We start from the raw sequence: 23,662 nt of genomic DNA on the forward strand, positions 1-23,662 counted from the left end.
GATCCACCGTTCGCTGACGTCACGATGCTCCTTTGAGCGTCTCACTTGATCGTTTGCCGTTGCAAAACGGTGCCGATCTTTCTTGACAGCCCCCTCTCACTCCCTCAACAGGGATTTTGCCCAATGTCCAAAAAACGTAAGAGGATTAGTCGTCGTCGCCTCGCTGGTCAGCGTGTGCTGGCGCATGTGCCGACTCACCATCTCGAAACGGGTGAACACAAGCCTGTAACAGCGGCTCGTCGCTACATAGCCGAAGGCGTCCTCATGCCCCCGGCCTTGGTCAACGTTCGCCGCAACGAACACACCACAGATCGCTTCTTCTGGGGTGAAAAGGGACTCTTTAGTGCCCAGTACGCCGAGGAAAATCATTTTCTATTCCCTTCCCTCCGCTCCATCGTTGACAACGTTGGTGAAGAGGTGATTTTTGAAGGCCTAGACCTGGCCTCTGACGATTGGGAGGAAATGGAAGAGTACGAATACGCCTTCGTTTGATTTCCCTCTCCTTCCAGCTCTGGATTGGAAAACCCTTAAGCGCTCTGGGCTGGTTGATCCAGCCAGCGCTTGAGGGCTTTTTTTATTTCAGCCTGCGCCTCAACGGGGATGGCATGTCCATTGTCGAAACTGAAGAGGTCACACGCTTGATTGCTCTGCACTAACTCGTTTTTAAGCGCCAAGGCCGCTGAATGCGGCACAACGTCGTCTTTCTGCCCATGCAGAAGAAGTACAGGGGGGCGAATGACAGGAGCTTGCCAGTTGGGATGGGGATAGGCACTGCATGCGATTAATCCTGCGAGAGGCAAGTCACAGCCGGCAGCCATGGTCATGGCTCCTCCTTGAGAAAAGCCCAAGAGCACCGTTGCTTCCAGTGGGATCTCCTCTGAGCTCAGGCTTTTGATGCGTTCTTTTAATCCTTTAACAGCTGCTGGAACAGCGGCCCAGTCGGCTGGAAACAGGCCATACCACTGGCGTCCTGATCCTTGAGTTTGGCGTTGGGGGGCTTGCAGGGCAACCAGCTCAAGTGGTGTCGCGATCGCATCGGAAAGCGCTTGTCCCAGCGGCATCAGGTCGCCGGCATCGGCTCCCCAGCCGTGAAGAAGCACCAGCCGTGCCCGAGCTTTGCGTGAGGGTTGGCAGAGCAGATCGGCGGCCATGGCATCAAGTGCGCGGTTGCTGCGTAGGTTGGCTCAAGCCCTGTCTTTCGTCCTGCTGCCATGGCTCCAACTGCCTTGCTGAGCGTGTCTGATAAGCGGGGGGTGGTGTCCCTTGCTGAGGCTCTCCATCGGCTCCATGGCTATCAGCTGCTATCCAGTGGTGGAACCGCCAAAGTGCTTGAAGAGGCTGGATTGCCCGTCACACGAGTGGCAGACCACACCGGTGCGCCAGAGATTCTTGGCGGTCGCGTGAAGACCCTCCACCCTCGAATTCATGGTGGAATTTTGGCGCGACGCGGAGATTCGGCCCACGAGGCGGATCTCCTCGAACAGAAGATCGACCCCATCGATGTGGTGGTTGTGAATCTCTATCCGTTCAGGGAAACCGTCGCAGACCCCGATGTGAGTTGGGATACGGCCATTGAGAACATCGATATCGGCGGACCCACCATGGTTCGCTCTGCGGCAAAAAATCATGCCCATGTTGCGGTGCTCACCAGTCCTGAGCAGTACGACAGGTTTTTGGAAGCGCTGTCTGGATCGGCTGGAGGTGTGGACGCCAATGTGCGCAGGCAGTTGGCCTTGGAGGCTTTTGCCCATACGGCTGCGTATGACGTTGCCATAAGTCGCTGGATGCAATCTCGTCCTGAGTTGCAACCTGATGTTGAGGCCGCGGCTCCAGCAGAAGCTTTGCCTTGGTTGGAAGCTCTTCCGCTTCGGCAGACGTTGCGTTACGGGGAGAATCCGCACCAGAAAGCGGCTTGGTTTAGTAGCCCCATGGGATGGGGGGGGGGCAAGCAGCTCCAAGGGAAGGAGCTCAGTACCAATAATCTGCTCGATTTGGAAGCGGCCCTGGCCACCGTTCGTGAGTTTGGTTATGGATCATCTGGTCTCCATCCCGCTGAACAAGCGGCGGCTGTGGTGGTCAAGCACACCAATCCCTGTGGAGTGGCGGTGGGTGATGGCGTAGCCATCGCCCTCACTCGAGCTCTTGATGGTGATCGAATCAGCGCCTTCGGTGGCATTGTTGCCATGAACTCTGTGGTTGATGGCCTAGCGGCCAAGGAGCTCACAAGCCTGTTTTTGGAGTGTGTGGTGGCGCCTGGGTACAGCCCAGAAGCGCGTGAAATTTTGGCGGCTAAAGGCAATCTCCGCCTGATCGAGTTGGCGCCTGAGGCCATTGATGCGGCACCGAAAGACCATGTCCGCAGCATTCTTGGTGGTGTGTTGGTGCAGGATCTCGACGATCAACCGATCGATCCCTCCACGTGGACGGTGGCGAGCCAGCGCCAACCCACTGCGTCTGAACACGCCGATCTCAGATTTGCTTGGCAGCTTGTGCGTCACGTGCGCTCGAATGCGATTTTGGTCGCACGCGATGGGCAGAGCCTGGGTGTTGGCGCAGGTCAAATGAATCGAGTTGGCTCTGCTCGACTTGCCTTAGAGGCTGCTGGTGAACAAGCCGTGGGGGCAGTGCTCGCCAGTGATGGCTTCTTCCCGTTCGATGACACCGTTCGCCTTGCCGCAAGCCATGGCATTAAGGCCGTTATCCATCCAGGCGGCAGCCTTCGGGATGCTGACTCGATCAAAGTTTGCGATGAACTTGGTTTGGCGATGGTGTTGACCGGACGCCGTCACTTTCTTCACTAAGAACACGGGCACCTAATCTCGTTTTGACTGTCCACCCAACGAACTGACCCATGAACCTGCCAGCTCTGCCTTTTGCCGCCAGCTTTATGCACCCCCTGATGATGTGGGGGCTTTTGGCCGCAGGTGGTTATTCGATGTTTCTTGGCATCAAAGCCAAGAAGGTTCGGACAGGGACCCCAGAGCAGCGCAAGGCCCTGTTGCCGGGCAAGTTTGCTCAGCGTCATTACCGCTGGGGAAGCCTGATCCTCGCGGTGATGGTGACCGGAATGATCGGAGGTATGGCCGTGACTTACCTCAACAACGGCAAGTTGTTCGTGGGTCCGCATCTGCTCGTGGGCTTAGCAATGACCGGAATGATTGCTCTAGCGGCAGCCTTGGCTCCGTTCATGCAGCAGGGCAATGTGATTGCGCGCAAAGTTCACGTCGGGCTCAACATGGGCATGCTCACCTTGTTCCTTTGGCAGGCGGTGAGCGGAATGCAGATCGTGAACAAAATCTGGGAGAACCGCTGATCTTGATCAGAAGGCAGCCCGCCTTCTCGGCGGGCAGGTCAGCCCGTGACTGGCATGGAAATCTTCTTGGACTTTCCAGGTGAGTCGCCTTGAAATTTGTCGCACAATTTGGCGCAAGAGGTGATCACCGCTGGACTGAACCAGCCCATCAGGAAGCAGCGTGATCATCTTGGGAAGGTGAATCCAAACCGAAAGGTCCAGGTCCCAGCTCACAGCGGTGAGTTCTTCAGGTGAGTCGCTTGAGCTGTTGTCTTCAAGACTGAGGTTGGCCTGGAAGTCAACGTCATAGAGATCGGCTAAGGCTGGATCTTGATGTCTGAGAGGCACCGTACAGATCGCGTAATTGCCAGCCTTCTGCGGTAAGAGGCGCAATCCGATCGTTGGTTCCAACTCAAACCCGAAATTGCCAAATCGCCCGAGAGTGAGGGCATAGGCCTGCTCGTCAATGACCGTGACCTCCATGGGTGCAGCACAACGTCGAAACCAGCCTTCGTGACGATCGAGGTAGGTGCCAACGGTTTGAAAGTCGGCACGCATCTCCATGCGATCGCGAAATTGACTGCGATAGCAGCGAACTTGACGGCTATCGCTACCGCGCAATGTGTCGGTTGAGGGTCTCGTCAAGAGCAGCACGTGTGCAGGTCCCCGGTTGGAGAAGTCGCCATCATGAACCAATGTAAAGGGAGCTGGTGATCAGTTTTCGCTCAGGGTGATCAGTCTCTGGATGACATGCTCCACAACTCGATCTGGGGTGGAGGCCCCCGAGGTGATCCCTACGGTTACGGGCCCACTGGGCAGGAATAACTCTTCGACTGTGAGCTCTTCGCCAAGGGGCTTGTGCTCGATCGAGTTGTCGGTGTGGATGCGTTCTGGAGTGTCGATGTGGAAGGAACGAATGCCACGGCTGACGGCAATTTCTTGCAGATGGGTGGTGTTGGAGGAGTTGTAGCCCCCAATGACCACCATCAGATCCACTGTTTCGTCAACGAGCGAGAACATGGCGTCCTGCCGCTCCTGGGTGGCGTCGCAGATGGTATTGAACGCTAAAAAATGCTCATTCAGCTGCGTAGGCCCGTATTTGCTGAGCATGGTTCGCTCAAATAAGCGTCCAATTTCTTCAGTTTCACTTTTGAGCATGGTGGTTTGGTTGGCCACACCCAAATGTTTGAGATCGCGATCGGGGTCAAATCCTGGAGAACAGGCCTTGGAGAACCGTTCCATAAATGATTCACGATTGCCTTTGCCGAGAATGTAATCAGCGACAAGCCGGGCTTCCTCAAGATCGAGAACGACGAGATACGTTCCGGCAAAGGAGCTGGTTGCAAGCGTCTCTTCATGTTTCACCTTGCCGTGAATGATCGACGTGAAGGATTGCTTCTTGTGCTTCTCAACCGTCGTCCACACCTTTGAAACCCATGGACAGGTGGTGTCAACAATGTGACAGCCACGCTCATTGAGCAGTTGCATCTCTTGAACGGTGGCGCCAAAAGCGGGAAGGATCACCACATCGCCCGTTGCCACGCCCGAAAAGTCCTTCACTCCACCCTCCACGGAGATGAACAACACGTCCATTTCTCTTAGGTGGTCATTCACTGAGGGGTTATGGATGATTTCGTTGGTGATCCAGATGCGTTCTTGCGGGTAGTGACGTCGCGTCTCGTAAGCCATGGCGACAGCCCTTTCCACTCCCCAGCAAAATCCAAACGCTTCGGCGAGGCGCACCTTGAGTCGGCCATGGGTCAGGCTGTACCCGTTGTCTCGGATGGAACCAATCAGGCTGCTTTGGTACGCCTGTTCCAGACTGCCAGCCACCTCGTCAGCTCGACCGAAGCCTCGCCGGTTGTAGCGATCGGAGTGATGAAGGGAGCGTTTGAAGGCGTGAGTATCCATATCTGTAACGGCAATGGTTCGACTCTATGGGCTGTCTGGCACTAGCGACTGATCGTGGATGCCAATAAAAAACCCTGGCCCAGGATGGGTCAGGGTGAAGAGCAGATCAAATGCTGCGAATGGAAGGGGTTATCGGCCTGATGACACGAAATCTGGATAGGCCTCCATTCCGTGCTCACCAATATCAAGGCCTTCCACTTCTTCCTTCTCGGTGACTCGGATGCCTCCGAACAAGCCACCGATCACGGACCAAGCAATCCAGCAGGTCACGATCGTCCAAATGGCATAGGCCGCACAACCGAGAGCTTGGATGCCGAGCTGGCTGATGCCACCTCCGACGAGCAAGCCGAGGGGAGAGCCATCACCCTGGATATCAAAGCCCCAAAGACCAACCACCAAAGTTCCCCAGACGCCACACACGCCATGGACTGAGAAGGCTCCAACCGGATCGTCGATGCCTGATGCGTCAAGCGCTGATACGGCAAAGACAACGATGATTCCGCCGATCAGACCAGCAACCCAGGAGCCAACAAAAGTGAGGTTGCCGCAACCTGCCGTGATGCTCACCAGGCCGGCAAGGATGCCGTTGATGATCATTGTCAGGTCAGGTTTGCCGGAGGTCAGGGTTGAGATCACGGTGGCACCGATCGCTCCACCAGCCGCCGCCAAGGTTGTTGTTACAGCAACGTAAGGGACCCACTGATCCATGGCGAGCTGGGAACCAGGGTTGAATCCATACCAGCCAATCCAAAGAATCAGTGCACCAAGAGTGGCAATGGCCATGTTGTGGCCAGGGATCGCCTGAGGCTTGCCATCAATGAATTTGCCGATACGAGGGCCAAGAAGCATGGCTCCAATCAGTCCAGCCCAGGCTCCAACGGAGTGAACAATGGATGAACCAGCAAAATCGATAAATTCTTTGTCACCAACGGAGTTCAGCCAGCCTCCATTCCATTCCCAACTACCTGCAATGGGATAGATGAATGCAGTGAGAATGAGCGAAAACACCACGAATTCGCCAAATTTCACGCGCTCAGCGACGAGGCCTGAAACGATGGTTGCTGCTGTTCCAGCGAAAGCAGCCTGAAACAAGAAGTCAACACTTGGAACAAGGCCAGCTTCTGAAATTAGTTCGGGCGTAACAGCTGGATCAAAAAACAACCCGTTGAAATAGAGCCAGCCAGCGGCAATGGCATTGCCATACATCAACGAATAGCCAACGAACCAGTAGGCGGTTACGGCAAGTGCAAAGACGAACAGATTTTTAGCGAGAATATTGACCGCATTTTTTTGGCGGCACATTCCGGCTTCGACCATGGCGAAACCGGCGTTCATGAAAATCACCAGGATCGTCGCAACCAGCAGCCAAAGATTGTTGGCTAAAAATGCTGCATTGAGTTCCGGCATCTCTGCGGCGTGAGCCGAGAGGTTGAAAAGCCCAAGACCGAAAAGGGCCAGTGGCACGCAGCCAAGCCACAAGAGTGAGCGATTGGTTTTAAAACCGCGAATGCTTTGAAGGAGGAGCATCGGGCCCTCCAAAAGACTTGCCTCCTGGAGGCGAGATTTCCGTCGCGTGTTGGGCGACTCGTAAGCAGTTGTCATAGAAGAAAGCAGGACTGCAAGAGAGGCAGGACGCTGAAGTCCTATTCCGCTTCCCAAAACTGCTCGCCTGCGCACACTTTTTAAGTCGTTGTTGCTACCGAATGTGCGTTTCCCAATGATTTGAGCCTTTTTACAGGCGAGGACAAACGGTCCTGACTCCTTCCCATTTGATCTGGTCCTCATAAAAACTGAAGCAGCAAGGCAGCACCTCAACCCCTGCTGCCAGGGCCTGTCTGAACAGATCCCCGTAGCGGGGATCTGCGCTGTCGCCCGGCGCGAAGGCGATGACATCCGGCCGGCTCAGGCAGGGAACCAGGACACCTCGTGCATCAGGAAGGAGCGCCGTCAGTTCCTCCAGGTGTTTTTGGCCGCGTTCCGTGACGGTGTCTGGGAAGAGCGCAACCTCGCCCTGACACCAGGTGGTGTTTTTCACTTCAACGTAGATGGGGCGTTGATCGTCGGCGCTGTCGTCTGGGGTAAGCAATAAGTCAATGCGACTTCTGCGATTGAGGCCATAGGGCACTTCGGCGCGGATGGTCTTGATCGGGCCGAGCTGGTCTTTGAGTCCACCGGCTTCAATCAGGGCCCGAATCAGTTTGTTCGGCAAAGCCGTATTAATGCCAGCCCAGCAGAGCGTTCCGTCACTGCTTGGGATCTCAGCTTGCTCCCAAGTCCAGGCCAACTTGCGCTTCGGGGAAGGGGCATGGCGCACCCGGACTCTCCCACCGGGATGGAGCACGCCTTTCATAGGCCCCGTGTTGGCACAGTGGACCGTGACGACTTGTCCATCGTTGAGCTCCACATCAGCCAGAAAGCGTTTGTAGCGCTTTAGGAGCACACCTTCGCTGAGGGCTGGAAATTCAAGGATCGACGTACCGGTCATGGTTGCTGGCTGAATCGGCCCATGGTGGCCTGGCGCAGGGTTGAGAATGCTCGCTCAGAAGGGCTGTGAAGAGACAACGAATGGCGAGATCTCTCAAGCGCATTGCTTTGGTCGTGACCTACGGCACGTTGCTGAGCAAGGTTGGCGGTTTAGTGCGTCAGTTGGTGATTGCGGCAGCCTTCGGGGTGGGTGCTGCTTACGACGCTTACAACTACGCCTACGTCCTTCCTGGATTCCTCTTGATCCTGTTGGGAGGGATCAACGGGCCATTTCATAGCGCCATGGTGAGCGTGCTCAGCCGCCGTCCCAGAGAGGAGGGAGCGCACATTTTGGCCACGTTGAACACGATGGTTAGCGCTCTGCTGCTGGTGTTAACGGTCGTTCTCGTGTTGGCAGCTGATCCATTGATCACGCTCGTCGGCCCTGGCCTTAATCCGGAGTTGCATCGCATCGCCGCGGTGCAACTCCAAGTGATGGCTCCCATGGCGCTCTTGGCTGGTCTGATCGGCCTTGGCTTTGGATCGCTCAATGCTGCTGATGAGTTCTGGATCCCGGCGATTTCGCCGTTGATGTCCAGCCTCGCCCTCATCGTGGGGATCGGTTTGCTCTGGTGGCAGGCGGGATCCGCAATCTCAACTCCCGCTCTCGCGCTCTGGGGAGGGGTGGTGTTGGCGTTATCCACCCTGGTCGGTGCCTTTCTGCAATGGCTTCTGCAGCTGCCTGCCCTGATGAAGCAGGGACTGGTTCAGTTGCGTCTCGCCTGGGATTGGCGCCATCCCGGGGTTCAAGAGGTTTGGCAGGTGATGGGCCCAGCCACCCTGTCGTCGGGAATGTTGCAGATCAATGTGTTTACCGATTTGTTTTTTGCTTCGGGCTTGCTGGGAGCAGCGGCTGGGCTTGGTTACGCCAATTTGTTGGTTCAAACGCCGCTGGGGTTGATTTCCAATGCTTTGTTGGTGCCGCTGCTGCCAACCTTTTCCCGTCTCACGGCTGCGCAAGATCGCCCGGAGCTGATTGCTCGAATCCGTCAGGGTTTGATGTTGTCAACGGCGTCGATGCTTCCCCTTGGGGCCTTGTTTCTGGCTCTCGCCTCACCAATTGTGGCTTTGGTTTACGAACGCGGTGCGTTCAACCAAGGTGCGGTGGAGCTCGTGACGGGCTTGCTAATGGCCTATGGACTTGGCATGCCGGCCTATCTCGGGCGAGACGTGTTGGTGCGCGTGTTTTACGCCTTGGGCGACGGCACCACACCCTTTCGCCTTTCGGTCATCGGCATTGGGCTCAATGTGGTGTTCGACTGGGCGCTGGTGGGTGGCCCAACGCCTTGGGGCCCTCAGCTTCCCTTCAATTTCGGTGCAGCGGGGTTGGTGCTGGCCACCGTTGTGATCAACGTGCTGACCTGCGTCGCCCTCTTGTTGGCCCTGCAGCATCGCCTCAAAGTGTTGCCGTTGAGACGCTGGGGCATGGATGGTTTGCGCTTAACGGTTGCAGCCATAGGCGCTGGGATCGTTGCCTGGGGCTTGAGCCAAGGGGTGCGTTGGCCTGTTGATCTTGTGGGCCGCCTCCTGCAGGTCGGCCTTTCGGGATCTCTGGGGGTTCTGGTGTTTATGGCGTTGGGTCAAGCGTTCAACGTTCAAGAGGTTCGCGAGATCAGCCAAGGCCTGACGCGACGCTTCACTCGTCGTTGAGACGGACCTCTCGGTCTTCCCGCACCTGGATCGGTAACTCGAGCTGTTGTCGACCAACGAGCTGGGGGCCTTGCACCGAAAGAATGCGCGCTTCGATTCCAAAGTCGCGAAAGGCGGTTTCCATTTCCTGGATGAGAGCTTTCTCAACTTGGGCTTCGGGATCGACAACCTTCCCGATCAAGCGTTCGCCAAGGCGGCCGATCCGTTGCCGGACCACATCGCGGGCGTTGGTGACCTCGATGATCAGCACGGCAGAGTCCAACAACGTTTCAACCTTATCGGCAGTGTCCTTCGAGAATCTCCTCGAGGTCCGAAAGTTGAGAGGACGGCAACAGACGTGCCATTGGTAATCGCGCAGTTCCTCCCCCAATCGGCACTTGAACGGCCTCCAGCGCTTGTCGTGCAGCCACAACAGCGCCTTGGTCGAGTAGAGCGCTGCATTCAATCGCAAGGGTTTCGGCTAAGCCGGCATCTCCTAAATACAAGTGCCATCCAGCCACTTGGATGTAAAGACGGTCCGCCAGTGTTGAGGTGAGGGCGCGTAGATCAGCTGAGTCCAGAGTCATCGTTGTGGAGTCGGAACGGCTGATTGCATGCTGACTCAGCTCTCGTCTTTGTCTGCGTCTTTGCCAGGGCGGAGTCGGATCACGACCAGCAGGTGAACAAATAACACCCCCAACCAAGCTTCACTCCACAGGTCGAGGTGGCTCCAGGGGTGACGCATCTCTTGCACAAACCAGAGGCCGCTATTGACAGCGGCAAATCCACCGGCGTGGAGGCAGAAATTAACCACCCTGTTGAAATGCCGATAGGTGGCATTGTTCGGATCGGCGGGTCCGTACCAGCGGAGCGGCATGGGAGATGACCCTCGTGACTTCCTTGATTTTGACGTGTTGTGATGGCCACTGGTTGACGAAGGGTGCCTCGATACGGTCAGATGGTGGCTTCCAAGCGCTTGTAGCTCAGCGGATTAGAGCATCTGACTACGGATCAGAGGGTCGGGAGTTCGAATCTCTCCAGGCGCGCTTTTGAAAACTGCCAACAAGGCAGTTTTTTTTTGAAGATTCGTATGTTGAAGGGACCTCTTCCCTACGATTCGTGCATTGAAATTTGAAACGCATGACAGATCGCTCCGCAGCCCCCATTAATGCATCGTTGAAGGCTGCAGACCCTGCCATTGCTGGTTTGATCGACCAAGAGCAGATGCGTCAGGAGACGCATCTTGAGTTGATTGCATCGGAGAACTTCACCTCCAAGGCGGTGATGGAGGCTCAGGGATCGGTTCTCACCAATAAATACGCCGAGGGGTTGCCCCATAAGCGTTATTACGGCGGCTGTGAGCACGTGGATGCGATCGAAGAATTGGCAATCACGCGGGCCAAGGAGCTCTTTGATGCGGCTTGGGCGAATGTTCAGCCCCATAGCGGCGCTCAGGCGAACTTCGCTGTGTTTCTTGCCTTGCTTCAGCCCGGTGACACGATTCTTGGGATGGACCTCAGCCATGGGGGGCATCTCACCCATGGCTCACCGGTGAATGTCAGTGGCAAGTGGTTCAACGTGGTTCAGTACGGCGTTGACAAAGAGACTCAGCGCCTCGACATGGAGGCCATCCGCAAGTTGGCTCTTGAGCACAAGCCCAAGCTGATGATTTGTGGATACTCGGCTTACCCGCGCTCGATTGACTTCGCCGCGTTCCGTTCCATTGCGGATGAAGTGGGTGCCTACCTGTTGGCAGACATGGCCCATATCGCCGGCCTCGTGGCGGCTGGAGTGCATGCAAGTCCAGTCCCTCACTGTGATGTTGTGACCACCACCACGCACAAAACCCTGCGCGGCCCCCGTGGTGGCTTGATCCTGTGTCGCGATGCAGAGTTCGCGCGTCGATTTGACAAGGCGGTCTTCCCAGGGTCGCAAGGTGGACCGCTTGAACACGTGATTGCAGCCAAAGCTGTGGCGTTCGGCGAAGCGTTGCAGCCTGATTTCAAGGCCTATAGCCGTCAGGTTGTTGCCAATGCTCAGGCCCTTGCGGCCCGTCTTCAGGAGCGAAAGATTGATGTGGTGAGTGGTGGGACCGATAACCATGTGGTGCTTTTGGATTTGCGCAGCATCGGGATGACCGGCAAGGTGGCTGATCTGTTGGTGAGTGATGTGCACATCACAGCCAACAAGAACACGGTTCCCTTTGATCCGGAGTCCCCTTTCGTGACGAGTGGTTTGCGTTTGGGAACGGCTGCTCTCACCACCCGTGGCTTCGACGAGCAGGCCTTTCAAGAGGTTGCTGATGTGATCGCTGATCGCCTTCAGAACCCTGAAGATGACGCCATTCAGGCGCGTTGTTTGGAGCGAGTTAGTGATCTTTGCAAGCGGTTTCCGCTCTATGCCCCGGCTTTGGAACCGGCTCTCGCTTGAGGGTCTTAAGCGGCGTGTCCTTCAGCTTTTTTCTGCCTAAGATTCGCTTCTAAAAGATCCTGTTTGGTGACCTTTCGCCGGAGTTTTTTGTGACGTTCGCGAGTACTCCTCTCGCAGTCGCTTCGGCGAGTCTGGTGGCCGCTGCTGTCATTACAACGCTGCTCGTCCCCCTAGTCCGCGGGCTGGGTTTGAGATTAGGTCTCACGGATCAGCCCGATTCGCGTAAACAGCACACCACCCCCATGGTGCGATTGGGGGGCATCGCCCTCGTGCTGGGTTTTTGTTTGTCCCTTGGGGTGACGTGGTGGATGGGTGGGTTTGGCCTGTTGGCTCCGGCCCGTGATCAGCTGATCTGGACCACGCTTGCGGGGTCTCTCTGCTTTTTCTTTATCGGTCTTGCTGACGATCTGTTCGCCCTGTCACCTTGGCCGCGCTTGGCGGGTCAGATCGCTGTTTCGGTGGTGGTTTGGTCTCAGGGTGTTCGGATTGGAGCGATTGATCTGCCCTGGTTAGCAAGCAGCTCTGAAGCCTTGCTGCTTCCTGATTTTCTCAGCTTGGTCGCCACGGTGATTTGGCTGGTGGGGATCACCAATGCGATCAACTGGCTCGACGGTCTTGATGGTTTGGCCGCAGGTGTTGCTGGGATCGCAGCGATTGGCTTGGTGTCGGTCAGTTTTTCGCTCCATCAGCCGGCGGCGGCTTTTCTTGCTGCAGCGTTAGCTGGAAGTTGTCTTGGCTTCCTCCGCCACAACTTCAATCCAGCGCGCATTTTTATGGGTGATGGCGGATCGTATTTCTTAGGGTTCACCCTGGCCGCCGTCAGCATTGTGGGCCCGGCGAAAGGGTTGACAACGGTGAGCCTGTTGCTGCCGTTGTTGATTCTTTCGCTGCCCTTGGCCGATATGTCGGCTGTGATCATGGGGCGTCTCAGCGATGGTCACTCTCCTTTTTATCCAGATCGTCGCCATCTCCATCACCGCCTTCTTCGTGCTGGCTTTAGCCATCGACGCACGGTCGTTTTGATCTACGTTTTCACGCAGTGGTTGGCGTCGTTGGCCATGGTGGTGGCCAACGTGGAAATGCGTTTTCTTTGGCTTGGGCTTGCGACGGCGATCCTTGTTGCCACGGTGGTGACCATCAATCGACAGCGTCATCTCGAAGCGGCGATTGAACCTTCACATCTCGACCCGTCAGCCCCTGACCGCCATGGCTGATCGCTTGGAGCGCTCTGGTGTTGAGATTCTCTGTGTTGGGACGGAGCTCCTGCTTGGCAACATCCTCAACGGCAATGCCCGTTGGCTGTCCGAGGAGCTTGCCTCTCTTGGCCTCCCTCATTTTCGCCAAACCGTTGTGGGCGACAACCGCGATCGTTTAATTGCCCTGATTCAGGAGATTGCGCAACGCTCCAGCGTGTTGATCGTGACCGGTGGGCTTGGACCAACCCCCGATGATCTCACCACGGAGGCGATTGCAGCTGCGTTTTCTGTTCCTTTGAAAGAGCGAGCCGACGTTTGGTCTGACATTGAAGAGAAAGCCCGTAGCCGCGGTCGCACCCCTGGCCCTGAAACCCGTCGTCAGGCGCTCTTGCCTGTTGGCGCTGAGGTTTTATGGAATCCAACGGGAACAGCTCCCGGCATGATTTGGACCCCGGTACCTGGATTCACCTTGCTCACGTTTCCTGGAGTACCCAGTGAGATGAAAGCGATGTGGAAGGCCACGGCCGCGCCCTGGTTTCGCTCGTCTGGGCTTTCCCAAGGTGTGTTTGTGAGTCGTTTGCTGCATTTCTGGGGAATCGGCGAATCCACGTTGGCCGAACAGGTGGCTGATCTGCTGGAAGGGGACAACCCCACCGTTGCGCCCTATGCCGGCCGCGGCGAGGTGAAGCTCAGGATTACGGCCTGTGCAGATGAGCCTTCGAAGGCTTGGGTGCTGGTGGATCAAACCGAGCAGGCGTTGCGCCAGCGCACGGGCAACCTTTGCTTTGGCGTGGATCAAGATTCGCTCGCCTCTGTTGTGTTGAAGCGACTTGGGCAAGCTGGTCAAACTCTGTCTGTGGCGGAATCCTGCACGGGTGGGGGGTTAGGCGCTCAGCTCACAGCGGTGCCTGGAGCGTCTTCCGTGATGCTTGGCGGGGTGATCTCCTATGCCAATGCCGTCAAGTGTGATCTGTTATCCGTGCCTGAACCGCTGCTCGAGCAGCACGGTGCCGTGAGTGCGCCAGTGGCCGAGGCGATGGCGCTGGGTGTGCGTCGTCTTACCGGATCGGATTGGGCGCTTTCGATTACGGGAATCGCTGGCCCTGATGGCGGGACTCTGGATAAGCCCGTGGGGTTGGTGTTTGTTGGTGTTGCTGGGCCGGATGGATGCAGCAGTGAGATGTTGCGCTTGGGGTCCACTCGGGGTCGGGAGTGGATTCGTACTGTGAGCGCGGGAGAGGTTTTGAATTGTCTTCGCTTGCGTTTGCTGGCTGACGCTTCGGAGGGTGAGGAGAAAGAAGGCTCAAAGGCGAGATTGAGTGGATTGGATTGAACGCCGTTTGCCTTTAGGGTTTTTGAGTGAATTGTCGAGTGGGAATGAGCAGCGGAACCCTGTACGACAAAGTTTGGGATCTTCATCGCGTTGCGGAACTCTCTGGTGGCTCCACCCAACTGTTGATTGGGTTACATCTGATCCACGAAGTCACGAGCCCTCAGGCTTTTGTTGCCCTTGAAGACAAGGGGTTGAGGGTGCGTTGTCCGGAGCGAACGGTGGCGACCGTAGACCACATCGTTCCCACCACCAATCAGGCCAGGCCCTTTGCTGATCCGTTGGCGGAGGAGATGCTCAGCACCCTGGAGCGCAATTGCAGCAAGCATGGAATCGTGCTCAATGGGATTGGCAGTGGCCGTCAAGGAATCGTGCATGTGATTGCGCCGGAGCTTGGATTGACGCAGCCCGGTATGACGGTGGCCTGCGGGGATTCGCACACGTCAACCCACGGAGCCTTTGGGGCAATCGCCTTTGGCATTGGCACGTCTCAGGTTCGAGATGTGCTGGCTAGCCAAAGCTTGGCGATGAACAAACTCAAGGTTCGTCGGCTTTGGTTTGACAATCAGCTGAGCCCCGGGGTGTTTGCCAAAGATTTGATCCTGCATGTGATTCGTTCGCTTGGGGTCAAGGCTGGAGTTGGCCATGCCTACGAGTTCGCTGGACCGGCGATCGATGCGCTGTCGATGGAAGAGCGGATGACCCTCTGCAACATGGCAATTGAGGGTGGAGCCCGCTGCGGCTACGTCAATCCCGATCAGACGACCTTTGACTACTTGGAGGGCCGTCCTTCCGCACCGCGTGGTGAAGCCTGGAACCGGGCGACGCGTTGGTGGCGTTCCCTGGCATCGAATGCCGATGCCGTCTTTGATGACGAGCTGCGATTTGATGCCGCAACGATTGCCCCAACTGTGACCTGGGGGATTACTCCAGGTCAGGGGATCGGCGTGGATGAGCAGGTCCCAACGCCTGAGCAACTGGATCTTGCTGATCGACCGATCGCGGAAGAGGCCTACCGCTACATGGATTTAACACCTGGCCAGGCCATTGCCGGCGTGCCGGTGGATGTTTGCTTTATCGGCAGTTGCACCAATGGTCGCCTCAGTGATCTCAAGGCGGCAGCCGACATAGCAAGGGGGAGGCAGGTGGCTGATGGGATCAAGGCCTTTGTGGTACCGGGCTCCGAGCAGGTGGCTCGTGCTGCAGAGGCTGAAGGCCTGGATCAAGTGTTTCGCGATGCGGGCTTTGAGTGGCGTGAGCCTGGCTGCTCGATGTGTCTCGCGATGAATCCTGATCGTCTTGAGGGGAGGCAGATCAGTGCGAGCTCCAGCAACCGGAACTTCAAGGGGCGCCAGGGATCTGCCAGCGGTCGCACGTTGCTGATGAGCCCTGCCATGGTTGCCGCCGCTGCGGTGACCGGTCATGTCAGCGATGTTCGCTCGCTCGAGACCTGATCTTTGGCTGCCTCGTTCCGCGCCCTTTTGAGTGCTTTTGGTTGTTGTTTTATTCCTCTTGATCCTTCATGACGCAGACCCACGATTTTCCTCAAGGCCTGATTACCAAGATTGAAGGCCGCGCCCTTGTTTTGCGGGGTGATGACATCGATACCGATCGGATTATTCCGGCTCGATTTCTGAAATGCGTGAGTTTTGAAGCACTCGGAGCTCAGGCCTTCGCTGACGATCGAAAGGAGCTCGAAGGACGCCATCCCTTTGACCTTCCTGCGCATCAGGGGGCCTCGATTTTGGTGGTCAATGACAACTTCGGTTGTGGATCGAGTCGTGAACATGCCCCTCAAGCCTTGATGAGGTGGGGGATCCGGGCCCTGATTGGGGTGAGTTTTGCGGAAATTTTTTACGGCAATTGTTTGGCATTAGGAATCCCTTGTGCAAAGGCCAGTCAGGACGAGGTGCGAGCTTTGCAAGATGCAATGGCCCAAGACCCTGCTGCAACCTGGACCGTCGATCTGGAGACTTCGAGTTGCAGCAGTGCTCTAGGGCATTGGTCGATAGACGTGGATCCAGGCCCCCTCGACATGCTCCTTTCCGGCCGTTGGGATGCAACTGGGCAGCTTTTGGCTCGGGATGCTGAGCTGCAGAGCACGCTCGATCGTCTTCCTTACTTGAACGGGTTTTGCACGGATACGGCAGACACTTGATTTAGTGTCTATGAAGGAAGAAGCGGCATCGGCGTGATGACATTCCTTCTCAAGCGCATCTGGATTGCTTTTGGCTCGATGGCCCTGATGCTTGGCCCTTCAGCGGTTGAGGCAGGCTCAGTGACAGCGATTGCAGTTGAGCCTTTTGGTACACCGCTGGAACGCTTGCTTGAGAGTGGCGCTTGTCAGGGATGTGATTTACGTGATGTGGATCTACGCGGACGCCATCTGATCGGGGCTGATTTGCGTGATGCTGATTTGCGCGGGGCACAGCTCAATGGGGTCAATCTTGAAGGTGCCGATTTGAGCGGTGCCAGGCTTGATGGTGCTCGCTTACAGGGAGCGATGTTGAGCAATGCTGATCTCTCAGGCACTGATCTCCGCCATGCCGACTTACGAGATTCGGTTGTGATCAATGCCTATGCGCCTGGAGTGCAAACGGAGGGAATGCAGTTTGCAGGTTCGGACCTCACAGGAAGCCATTTGATTTATGGCGGTGGACCTGATTAATCAAGGGCTTGATTAGAACAGGCGATTATCTAAATCATTGGATGGGTTGTAAGGGACAAACGGAATTCCGGTTCCTGTGAAATTAAAGTCATTGAGACGGAATCGAAATCCTCCGATTCCTTCGTAAGGATTGAAGTAGAAGCCGAAGTCGTAAGAACGACGCTGCCAGCGCAATTCAATGTTTGAGTCGATGACGTCACCGTAGAACTCAGAGGCAGGGTCAACATTCAAGCCGATCCCAACATTGAGAATCATTGGTCCGGCGATCTGTTGTGTAAGGCCTAAGCCCAAAGTGCCAAGGTCAATGGCTTGATCGAAATCAAAAGGACTTGAGCCTTGCTTGAGGGTGCCACCACCAGTAATCGAGAACTGTGTGTAATCAAGGAAGGGTTTGCTGAATGTTCCTAAGGTGATAGTAGGTCCGCCACTGAGACTAATTGTGTTTTGCCTGGTACCGTCTCCGAAGGCTGCTAGCTGTGTTCTGATATTGGTTCTGAAATCCAGGCCTGGAACAATGGCGACCGGGGAGTAACGATATGCCGCTAAAGGCGTTAATGCAGCGGGTTTGCCTCGCCATATTGGATAGCTACTGTTTAATGATCCATAGAAATTAGCTCTCCATAGATCAGTTAAATTTTCACTTTTGAATTGTTCCGCTTGGTAATTTCCTGCTCCAATACGCCAGATATAGTTGTTGGCAAGTTTTCCAACTTGGAAGGCTCCTCGTTTTTCCAAGAAACCACCGAAAGCAGAGTAAACATCGGTTTCCCCGAGTGATCCGTTGAAGGCCCGGAAGCGATAAGCCGAAAAGCCTCGGAGCTTTACTGCGCCAAGCAAGGGAAGAGTAATATTTTTATTTGCTTCGGCCCAAAAACGGCTTCCGTTCATAAAGTTTTCAGGGTTGAAAGTACTTATGTCTGCATTGGTTTCAATCTCCCACCCCCAGATTCGACTGGTTAGCTCTGCTTCTAAGCCGAAAATATCACCAACCTCTAATGGTTGGCTGACTGTGCCGCTATCGATTGAACTGCCAGGTTTGACATAGCTGTTTGTTGACCCATCAATTGCCCGTTGAAGAAGAAGTTGAGGCTGCAGGCTTAGCTTTGTTGTTTCGTTCAGCTCGATTGGCTTGAGATCGCGACCAACAAAGAAACCATCACGGTCATCGTTGTCGATGCCAAACACCCAACGATTTTCGACCTCTTCTTCTTGTGTGATGCGCTGGGTTCGGCTGACGGGAATGGGGAGCCTTTCCTCCACGATCAGGCGATTGCTGGCACTCTTGATCAGAATGTCACCATTGGGTTGCTCTCTAGCGATTACATCCTCAGAGTCAATTCTTGTTTGAGCTGGTGTGAACGGATCATTGGTGAAACCCATTCGATCAGCAGTCCATCCTTCCGGAGTGATCGAGACTTTGGCGGCTTGGATCCGCCAGCGACTGATTTTGCCATCAATCAGCTGAGATTTTCCATAGCTGGGAAGTTGAGTTGGCCTAACTGCACCATATTGTGTTTGTGTTCGGAAGTCACTATTCGATAGGTCTACAAGCTCTTTGTTATTGCCAAATCGACGATCAATCGTGAGTCTTTGCTGGAACTGAATGCTGCTAATCCTTTGGTCGATCATCGCGATCGCTTGTTCGCGCAACGCCTCCTGTTCTGCTGGAGAGATCTCTGACTGGCGTGTCTGAGCCAGCGGTTCAGTGGAAAGTATTGGCTGTTTCCCGCCTGTGCCAAGCGTGATCTCTTCTAGTTCTTCGTTCAGGCTGAGTTGGGCCGGGCGGGAGGCGCGATCAGGGTCAGGGCAGCCAAGGGGCGGCGGAACGTCGGTGACTTGGTGGCTTGCAAGTTTGTCTTGGCCCCAGCGATAGCGCAACCCAAGGAGATAGGCATTGCTTCCTTCTTTGACACCGTTGTAGGTGCCAAAAGCACCAGATCGATGGTGAATCCTTCCGACCATGGAGAGCTGGTCTGAGACGGAAGCTTCCAGCTCAAAAGCTAAGTAATTCAGTAATTGGGAAAAATTTTCGCGAAAGGTACGCTCATAATTGCTCACAGATGTGTTGTAACTAATTCCTTCTACGAAACCAAAACTCAGCCATGGTTGTACCCATAATCTGACCCCTAATCCGACAATGGCCTCGCCAAAAAATTGTTCGGGAGTGTCGGCATTTGGTTCATTCTGGTTGAATTCTCCACCTTGTTGCTCGAATGCCTGATGGCCGAAAAGATCGGCCTCTAACTCCAGAGAAACGGGCCCAGCTCGCCAAATTCGTTTTTGCATGCTGACACCCAATAAATATTCCTCCCTGAGACGCCCATTGAAGAGAAAGGTGTCGCCGAAATTGGAATCAATCATCTGGCCGCCCCAGACGGTGACAGCCCAAGGATGGGGATGCCAATCTGGGATGGGAGGGAGTGGTGCTGGGCAGGCCATGCCTTCAGCAAATTGCTTCTCCTTTTCACTGCTCTCCTTTGGAGAGGGCACCGTCCAGGTATTGAGAGGCGGTATTGCTTCGTCCCAAAAGTTTGCAACAGCACCTTGAGCACTGATGCGCTCTGGCGTTGTGCTGCCGATCTCTAAATCGATGGCTGTTGGGAAGCCCAACCCGGTGCTTTCCACCACAGGTAGCAGCTGTTCAGGGTCGCTTGAGGAGGACGAGGAGGGAACGGTTGATGAAGGGCCGAAACCTTCCGACAGCTCATCGAGTTCAAGAACGCCGTAAACGTCTTCTAATTCACCGCTGTTTTGGATCAGGCTGTAGCGGAAGGTACTTGCCTGGAAGTACTGCGACCCTCGCCGTAGTCGCACGCTTCCGCGGGCGAACAGAGTGTTGAAGTTGCTGTCAAATTCGACTCGATCGGCCTGAAGGGTCCCTCCACGCAGTTCAGCTCGCACATTGCCTTCAGCAATAAAAACTCCTCGGCGCGCATCAAACGATTGCCGGTCAGCCTTGAGATCAATTTCTTCGGGGGGCTTGGACGTTGAGGGTTGGCTTGTGTCTGTCGTGACCTGCGGTTTTGCCGTGGGACCGGGAAGAACTGGCTCTACATCGATCGGTACCGGACCAGCGTCAGAAAAAGAATGATCAGTGCTTTCTAGCTGCCCCTCAACTGTCTCGATCCTTTCGAGAGAGGCGTCCACACTCTGAGAGTGGACAGGAACCCCTGTCAGCGCAGCGGCAACAGCCAGTGATCCTGCGATCCTGGTGATGGGGCTAAACGCCGACAAAAGAAATCAGCAATGGCCGGTGATCCTGCCATGTGCGAAGCCTCTTAAACGTGAGGTCGAACCAGTGCTTGGCGTGACCCTGTTATCGAGGGCTCAATCTTCGAGATCTTTGCGGCTGGGTGTGCGGCTTGGGTCGCTGGCAAGGAAGCCAAAGACAAAGATGCCGAGAAAGAAAAAGACGACGGAATAAACCGAAATCTTGAGGGCAAGCATGGCAACCGACCGGCGTCTGAAAATTTGATCGCCATCCTATGGCGGAATGATGAAATATCACGATGGAGAAGCCTCTGCAAGTCCCGGGATCGGAGTGGATTGAAACGTTTCGATGTCGGAGTCGCGTAGATCTGCACCCTGGATGGTGGCGATCTGGCGATCAGGAACGGCGATCGGTCCTGGCCGATCCCTGGGGGCCTCACCACCGTCCCGATTGGGCTGAGCGCGGACTTTTGATCTGGCCGCGAGGTGGCAACTGGTTGTACCTCGAGCAGATCCTGGTCTGTCCAAAACCCTGGATGCAGGCCAGTGCGTCCTGTGAGCGACTGGTGCTCAGCTGGTGGGCCGATGAAGTGCGCCTCCGCATTGATGGGGTCCTGGTGCACGAGGGGGACCTCTTTGATACCCGCTGCCGTTGGCTTCTCCCTAAGGATTGGAGAGACGGTTCGGGGCTGCGGATCCAGTTGGAGTTGCGAAGCCCCTGCCATGACGATGGGGCTCTCATTCAGAGCGCTCTCGTTCAGGAACCTCTGATCGCCCAGTGCGACTTGGATCAGACGTTGCTTCCTGAAGCTTTGGAATTGTCCTGGGTCAGGGGAGAGTCGCTGCCAGATGCCGTGTTGTCTTGCGACCCGACGGCATCAGAGGCTGTTGCCGTGGTCGATCGCCACTTGGCGGCATGCCCGAAGCCCGTGGGTGTTGTCCATTGGCTGGGCCATGCCCATCTCGATCTCGCCTGGCTTTGGCCCGTGGCTGACACTTGGCAAGCCGCTGAACGGACCTTTCGCTCTGCCCTCGACCTGATGGAGCGTTACCCGGAGCTGCATTTTGCGCACTCCACCCCGGCTCTCTATGCCTGGGTGGAACGCCATCGTCCGGCCTTGCATGCGCGGATTCAGCAGGCCAGTCGTGAAGGTCGCTGGGAGCCAATCAATGGCCCTTGGGTCGAAACCGATTGTGTTCTGGTGAGTACGGCCTCCCTGTGGCGTCAGTTCACGCTTGGTCAGGAGGACAGCCAGAGGCGTTTCCCGGAATGGCGCCATGACTTGGCTTGGCTGCCTGACAGCTTTGGGTTCGCCGCCGGACTTCCCGCTGTGGCGGCTGCCAGCGGCGTGCGTTGGTTTTGCACGCACAAATTGGCTTGGAATGCCACCAACCGCTTCCCCCATCGTTTGTTTCGCTGGCGCAGCCGCGGAGGCGCAGAGGTTTTAGCGCTCATGCTGCCCGCCATCGGCACCGATGGCGATCCTGTCGCGATGGCAACAGAGCAGCGCGACTTTGTATCTGCCACTGGGGTGGAGCAGGCGATCTGGCTTCCAGGGGTTGGCGATCATGGCGGCGGTCCCACGGCTGAGATGCTGGAACAGCTAAGGCTTTGGAAGGAACAGCCGCAGGCTGTGACCCAGCAGCCTGGAACGCTGCGTGCTTATCTCGATCACCTTGAGCCTTGCTGCTCCAGCTTGCCGGTCTGGCGCGATGAGCTTTATCTCGAGCTACATCGGGGTTGCGCGACCAGTCGGCCTGATCAGAAACGTCACAATCGCAGTCTGGAAAGGCTTCTTCGTGAGGCTGAGCTCTCTGCCGCGTTGCTTGGAACTCGGGCTGATGCTCTTGTGCCCAGCCACGAGCAGGCCAGTGATTGGCGACCTCTGTTATTCCAACAATTTCATGACATCCTTCCAGGCACATCGATCCCTGAGGTGTTTGCGCAAGCTGAGCCGATCTGGTGTGATGCCCGCCGGCGTGCGGCCCGCTGTCGAGATCAGCTGTTAGGCCATCTCTTCGCGTCCAGTCAAGACGGGATGGCGACCGATCCCCATCGCTCCCATTGGACCTGGTGCGGCTTGCAACCGCTTGCCCACTGGTCACCGTTGCTGCGCTTGCCCCAGGGGCACTGGTCCAGTGGTGGGGAGATCTTGCCTGTGCAGGCTGCTCCTTCAGGCGGAGTTTGGGTTCAGTTGCCTTGTAGTGAAGGCGTGTGCGCGCTTCCACTTCAGCGCAGCGGTGAGCCTCTGGGGTCTGCTTTGCCGATTCGTCATCCCGTGAGCGTGGAGGTGGTGTCGTCAGGATTGTGGAGGTTGAGCAATGGGGCTGTGTCTGCGGATGTGGGCGCCCATGGGCTGGTTCAGCTGCGCGATGGGAATGGTGTGCCACAGCTCAGCGAACCCTTGCGATTGCTGCGTTTTTCCGATCGAGGGGAGTTCTGGGACGCTTGGGATCTTGCCGCGGATTACCGCCAACATCCGCTGCCGATGGCCTCACGCTGGTCGGCAGAATTAGTGGAATCGGGTCCTCTAACAGCACGGATCGTGTTGCGCACGGTTGCTGGATTGAGCCAGGTGCGCCTGGACCTCATCTTGAAGGCCGATTCGCCCTGGCTCGAGGCCCAGCTCAGCGTCGAATGGCAGCAGACCCATGAATTGCTGAGGTTGGAATTGCCACTGAACCGCCCTGCTGTGCGATGGGCCGCCGACACGAGTGGTGGAGTGATCGAGCGACCAGCACAAGCGTTCAATCCCTATGAACAAGAGCGTTGGGAACTGCCTGTGATCTCATGGTTTGCAGCCGAAGGGGAAGCTCCCGGGGGTGGGATGGCGGTCTTGTTGGATGGTCCTCAAGGTGTTGATGCCAGTCCGAACCATCTGGGAGTCTCCCTGCTCCGAGGCCCAACCTGGCCAGACCCCTCAGCAGATCACGGATGGCACAGGCATCGATTGGCCTTCATGCCAGCGCTGCTTGGTTGGAACCGCAGTGGTGTGGCCCAGGCGGCGATCCGATTCAGGGAGCCGGGTTGGGTAGGGCCTGTTGCATTGGAGCAGCGGTGGCAAGGGCTTCCCTCCTTGCCCGTCGGTCTGGTGCCGATTTCAGTCCGACCCGTGAAGGGTGCTGTGCATAGCGATAAGGCCGTTCAAATTGAAGTACTCAATCCCGGACCAGCGCGTCAGCGTTGGTTGCCTGGGACCGATTGGAGGCTGAGCTGCCCCAAGTCCAACGACCAAAGGACGTTCTGGGAGGTGCACCCTGGCGAGCTCCTCACATTGATTTTGGAGAACGTTCAATCTTCGTGATCATCGAACGGGTCGTCGAGATTTTTTGATGGAGGGCCAAAGGCTGTGTACACCCCAAATCCTGTTAACCCAAGCAGGGCCGCCAGCACGGCAATCGCCACTGACATGGCTGGGGACGAACTTTCCATCACAACTCTCCACAGGATTGACCTCTTTACGGGTCGGAGC

The 23,662-nt window shown here is 56.3% G+C and carries 22 protein-coding genes and 1 tRNA gene; 12 read left to right on the forward strand and 11 right to left on the reverse strand.

Annotation, left to right across the window (positions count from 1 at the left end):
• Positions 1–123: 123 nt before the first annotated feature.
• Complete coding sequence (locus SIC18_RS04260) at positions 124–492, forward strand: DUF3155 domain-containing protein (RefSeq protein ID WP_048348446.1); 369 nt, start codon at positions 124–126, stop codon at positions 490–492.
• A gap of 35 nt (positions 493–527) precedes the next feature.
• On the opposite strand, the gene SIC18_RS04265 is transcribed toward SIC18_RS04260, so the two are convergent.
• On the reverse strand, positions 528–1,151 hold the full coding sequence (locus SIC18_RS04265; protein WP_413430266.1) for an alpha/beta hydrolase: 624 nt from the start codon (positions 1,149–1,151) through the stop codon (positions 528–530).
• Between the two features lie 60 nt (positions 1,152–1,211).
• Here SIC18_RS04265 and purH point away from each other — a divergent pair, with 60 nt between their 5' ends.
• Both purH and SIC18_RS04275 read left to right on the forward strand, forming a co-directional pair.
• Positions 1,212–2,801 (forward strand): bifunctional phosphoribosylaminoimidazolecarboxamide formyltransferase/IMP cyclohydrolase, encoded by a 1,590-nt coding sequence (gene purH / locus SIC18_RS04270; protein ID WP_413430267.1) that lies wholly within the window; start codon positions 1,212–1,214, stop codon positions 2,799–2,801.
• A 50-nt stretch (positions 2,802–2,851) separates the two neighbouring features.
• Positions 2,852–3,313 carry a DUF4079 domain-containing protein gene (locus tag SIC18_RS04275; RefSeq protein WP_048347800.1) on the forward strand — a complete coding sequence of 154 codons (462 nt, stop codon included), beginning with the start codon at positions 2,852–2,854 and terminating at the stop codon, positions 3,311–3,313.
• 6 nt (positions 3,314–3,319) lie between these two features.
• Here the strand turns inward: SIC18_RS04275 and SIC18_RS04280 are convergent, their stop codons facing one another.
• The 4 genes from SIC18_RS04280 to sfsA all read right to left on the reverse strand — a co-directional run bounded on the left by SIC18_RS04280 (position 3,320) and on the right by sfsA (position 7,688).
• Complete coding sequence (locus tag SIC18_RS04280) at positions 3,320–3,946, reverse strand: DUF1997 domain-containing protein (protein ID WP_413430268.1); 627 nt, start codon at positions 3,944–3,946, stop codon at positions 3,320–3,322.
• A 60-nt stretch (positions 3,947–4,006) separates the two neighbouring features.
• On the reverse strand, positions 4,007–5,203 hold the full coding sequence (locus SIC18_RS04285; protein ID WP_413430269.1) for a 4-hydroxy-3-methylbut-2-enyl diphosphate reductase: 1,197 nt from the start codon (positions 5,201–5,203) through the stop codon (positions 4,007–4,009).
• Positions 5,204–5,332: 129 nt separating this feature from the next.
• The gene (locus SIC18_RS04290; protein ID WP_011618273.1) at positions 5,333–6,805 is read right to left on the reverse strand and encodes an ammonium transporter; all 1,473 of its coding nucleotides are present in this window, start codon (positions 6,803–6,805) and stop codon (positions 5,333–5,335) included.
• 130 nt (positions 6,806–6,935) lie between these two features.
• Positions 6,936–7,688: a DNA/RNA nuclease SfsA gene (gene sfsA / locus SIC18_RS04295; RefSeq protein WP_250395270.1), complete on the reverse strand. Its 753-nt coding sequence runs from the start codon at positions 7,686–7,688 to the stop codon at positions 6,936–6,938.
• Between the two features lie 80 nt (positions 7,689–7,768).
• Between sfsA and murJ the strand changes: the two genes are divergently transcribed.
• A complete protein-coding gene (murJ, locus tag SIC18_RS04300) occupies positions 7,769–9,376 on the forward strand; it encodes a murein biosynthesis integral membrane protein MurJ (RefSeq protein ID WP_413430270.1) in 1,608 nt (535 codons plus the stop codon).
• On the opposite strand, the gene SIC18_RS04305 is transcribed toward murJ, so the two are convergent.
• From SIC18_RS04305 to SIC18_RS04315, 3 genes are read right to left on the reverse strand one after another with little or no spacing between them, the layout of a single operon-like run.
• The gene (locus SIC18_RS04305; RefSeq protein WP_048348448.1) at positions 9,363–9,626 is read right to left on the reverse strand and encodes a hypothetical protein; all 264 of its coding nucleotides are present in this window, start codon (positions 9,624–9,626) and stop codon (positions 9,363–9,365) included. The two genes, murJ and SIC18_RS04305, sit on opposite strands and share 14 nt — an antisense overlap.
• Positions 9,627–9,651: 25 nt before the next feature.
• Positions 9,652–9,942 carry a DUF3181 family protein gene (locus SIC18_RS04310; protein ID WP_048347804.1) on the reverse strand — a complete coding sequence of 97 codons (291 nt, stop codon included), beginning with the start codon at positions 9,940–9,942 and terminating at the stop codon, positions 9,652–9,654.
• A 35-nt stretch (positions 9,943–9,977) separates the two neighbouring features.
• Complete coding sequence (locus SIC18_RS04315; RefSeq protein ID WP_413430271.1) at positions 9,978–10,232, reverse strand: hypothetical protein; 255 nt, start codon at positions 10,230–10,232, stop codon at positions 9,978–9,980.
• Positions 10,233–10,327: 95 nt separating this feature from the next.
• On the opposite strand from SIC18_RS04315, the gene SIC18_RS04320 reads away from it, so the two are divergent.
• From SIC18_RS04320 to SIC18_RS04350, 7 genes are all read left to right on the forward strand, one after another.
• Positions 10,328–10,401 (forward strand) — tRNA-Arg (locus SIC18_RS04320).
• 94 nt (positions 10,402–10,495) lie between these two features.
• Positions 10,496–11,785: a serine hydroxymethyltransferase gene (gene glyA / locus SIC18_RS04325; protein ID WP_284498567.1), complete on the forward strand. Its 1,290-nt coding sequence runs from the start codon at positions 10,496–10,498 to the stop codon at positions 11,783–11,785.
• 89 nt (positions 11,786–11,874) lie between these two features.
• Positions 11,875–12,999: an MraY family glycosyltransferase gene (locus SIC18_RS04330; RefSeq protein WP_250395268.1), complete on the forward strand. Its 1,125-nt coding sequence runs from the start codon at positions 11,875–11,877 to the stop codon at positions 12,997–12,999.
• The gene (locus SIC18_RS04335) at positions 12,992–14,314 is read left to right on the forward strand and encodes a competence/damage-inducible protein A (RefSeq protein ID WP_413430272.1); all 1,323 of its coding nucleotides are present in this window, start codon (positions 12,992–12,994) and stop codon (positions 14,312–14,314) included. Before SIC18_RS04330 ends, SIC18_RS04335 begins: the two co-directional genes overlap by 8 nt.
• 44 nt (positions 14,315–14,358) lie before the next feature.
• Positions 14,359–15,765: a 3-isopropylmalate dehydratase large subunit gene (gene leuC, locus SIC18_RS04340; protein ID WP_048347809.1), complete on the forward strand. Its 1,407-nt coding sequence runs from the start codon at positions 14,359–14,361 to the stop codon at positions 15,763–15,765.
• 68 nt (positions 15,766–15,833) lie between these two features.
• Complete coding sequence (leuD, locus tag SIC18_RS04345) at positions 15,834–16,469, forward strand: 3-isopropylmalate dehydratase small subunit (protein ID WP_048347810.1); 636 nt, start codon at positions 15,834–15,836, stop codon at positions 16,467–16,469.
• 36 nt (positions 16,470–16,505) lie between these two features.
• A complete protein-coding gene (locus SIC18_RS04350) occupies positions 16,506–16,979 on the forward strand; it encodes a pentapeptide repeat-containing protein (protein WP_413430273.1) in 474 nt (157 codons plus the stop codon).
• A gap of 12 nt (positions 16,980–16,991) precedes the next feature.
• Here SIC18_RS04350 and SIC18_RS04355 read toward each other — a convergent pair whose 3' ends face one another.
• Positions 16,992–20,213, reverse strand: coding sequence for a DUF3769 domain-containing protein (locus SIC18_RS04355; RefSeq protein ID WP_413430274.1), 3,222 nt, complete (start codon positions 20,211–20,213; stop codon positions 16,992–16,994).
• Positions 20,214–20,306: 93 nt separating this feature from the next.
• Positions 20,307–20,426 (reverse strand): photosystem II reaction center protein I, encoded by a 120-nt coding sequence (locus SIC18_RS04360; protein WP_006042333.1) that lies wholly within the window; start codon positions 20,424–20,426, stop codon positions 20,307–20,309.
• A gap of 62 nt (positions 20,427–20,488) precedes the next feature.
• Between SIC18_RS04360 and SIC18_RS04365 the strand changes: the two genes are divergently transcribed.
• Positions 20,489–23,494: an alpha-mannosidase gene (locus SIC18_RS04365; RefSeq protein WP_413430275.1), complete on the forward strand. Its 3,006-nt coding sequence runs from the start codon at positions 20,489–20,491 to the stop codon at positions 23,492–23,494.
• Here SIC18_RS04365 and psbN read toward each other — a convergent pair.
• Positions 23,482–23,622, reverse strand: a complete 141-nt coding sequence (gene psbN, locus SIC18_RS04370) for a photosystem II reaction center protein PsbN (RefSeq protein ID WP_011618287.1) — start codon at positions 23,620–23,622, stop codon at positions 23,482–23,484. The two genes, SIC18_RS04365 and psbN, sit on opposite strands and share 13 nt — an antisense overlap.
• Between the last annotated feature and the right edge of the window lie 40 nt (positions 23,623–23,662).

Origin of the sequence: Synechococcus sp. Cu2B8-bc1011, from assembly GCF_047302735.1 — a bacterium.
In the GTDB taxonomy this organism is placed as follows: domain Bacteria; phylum Cyanobacteriota; class Cyanobacteriia; order PCC-6307; family Cyanobiaceae; genus Synechococcus_C.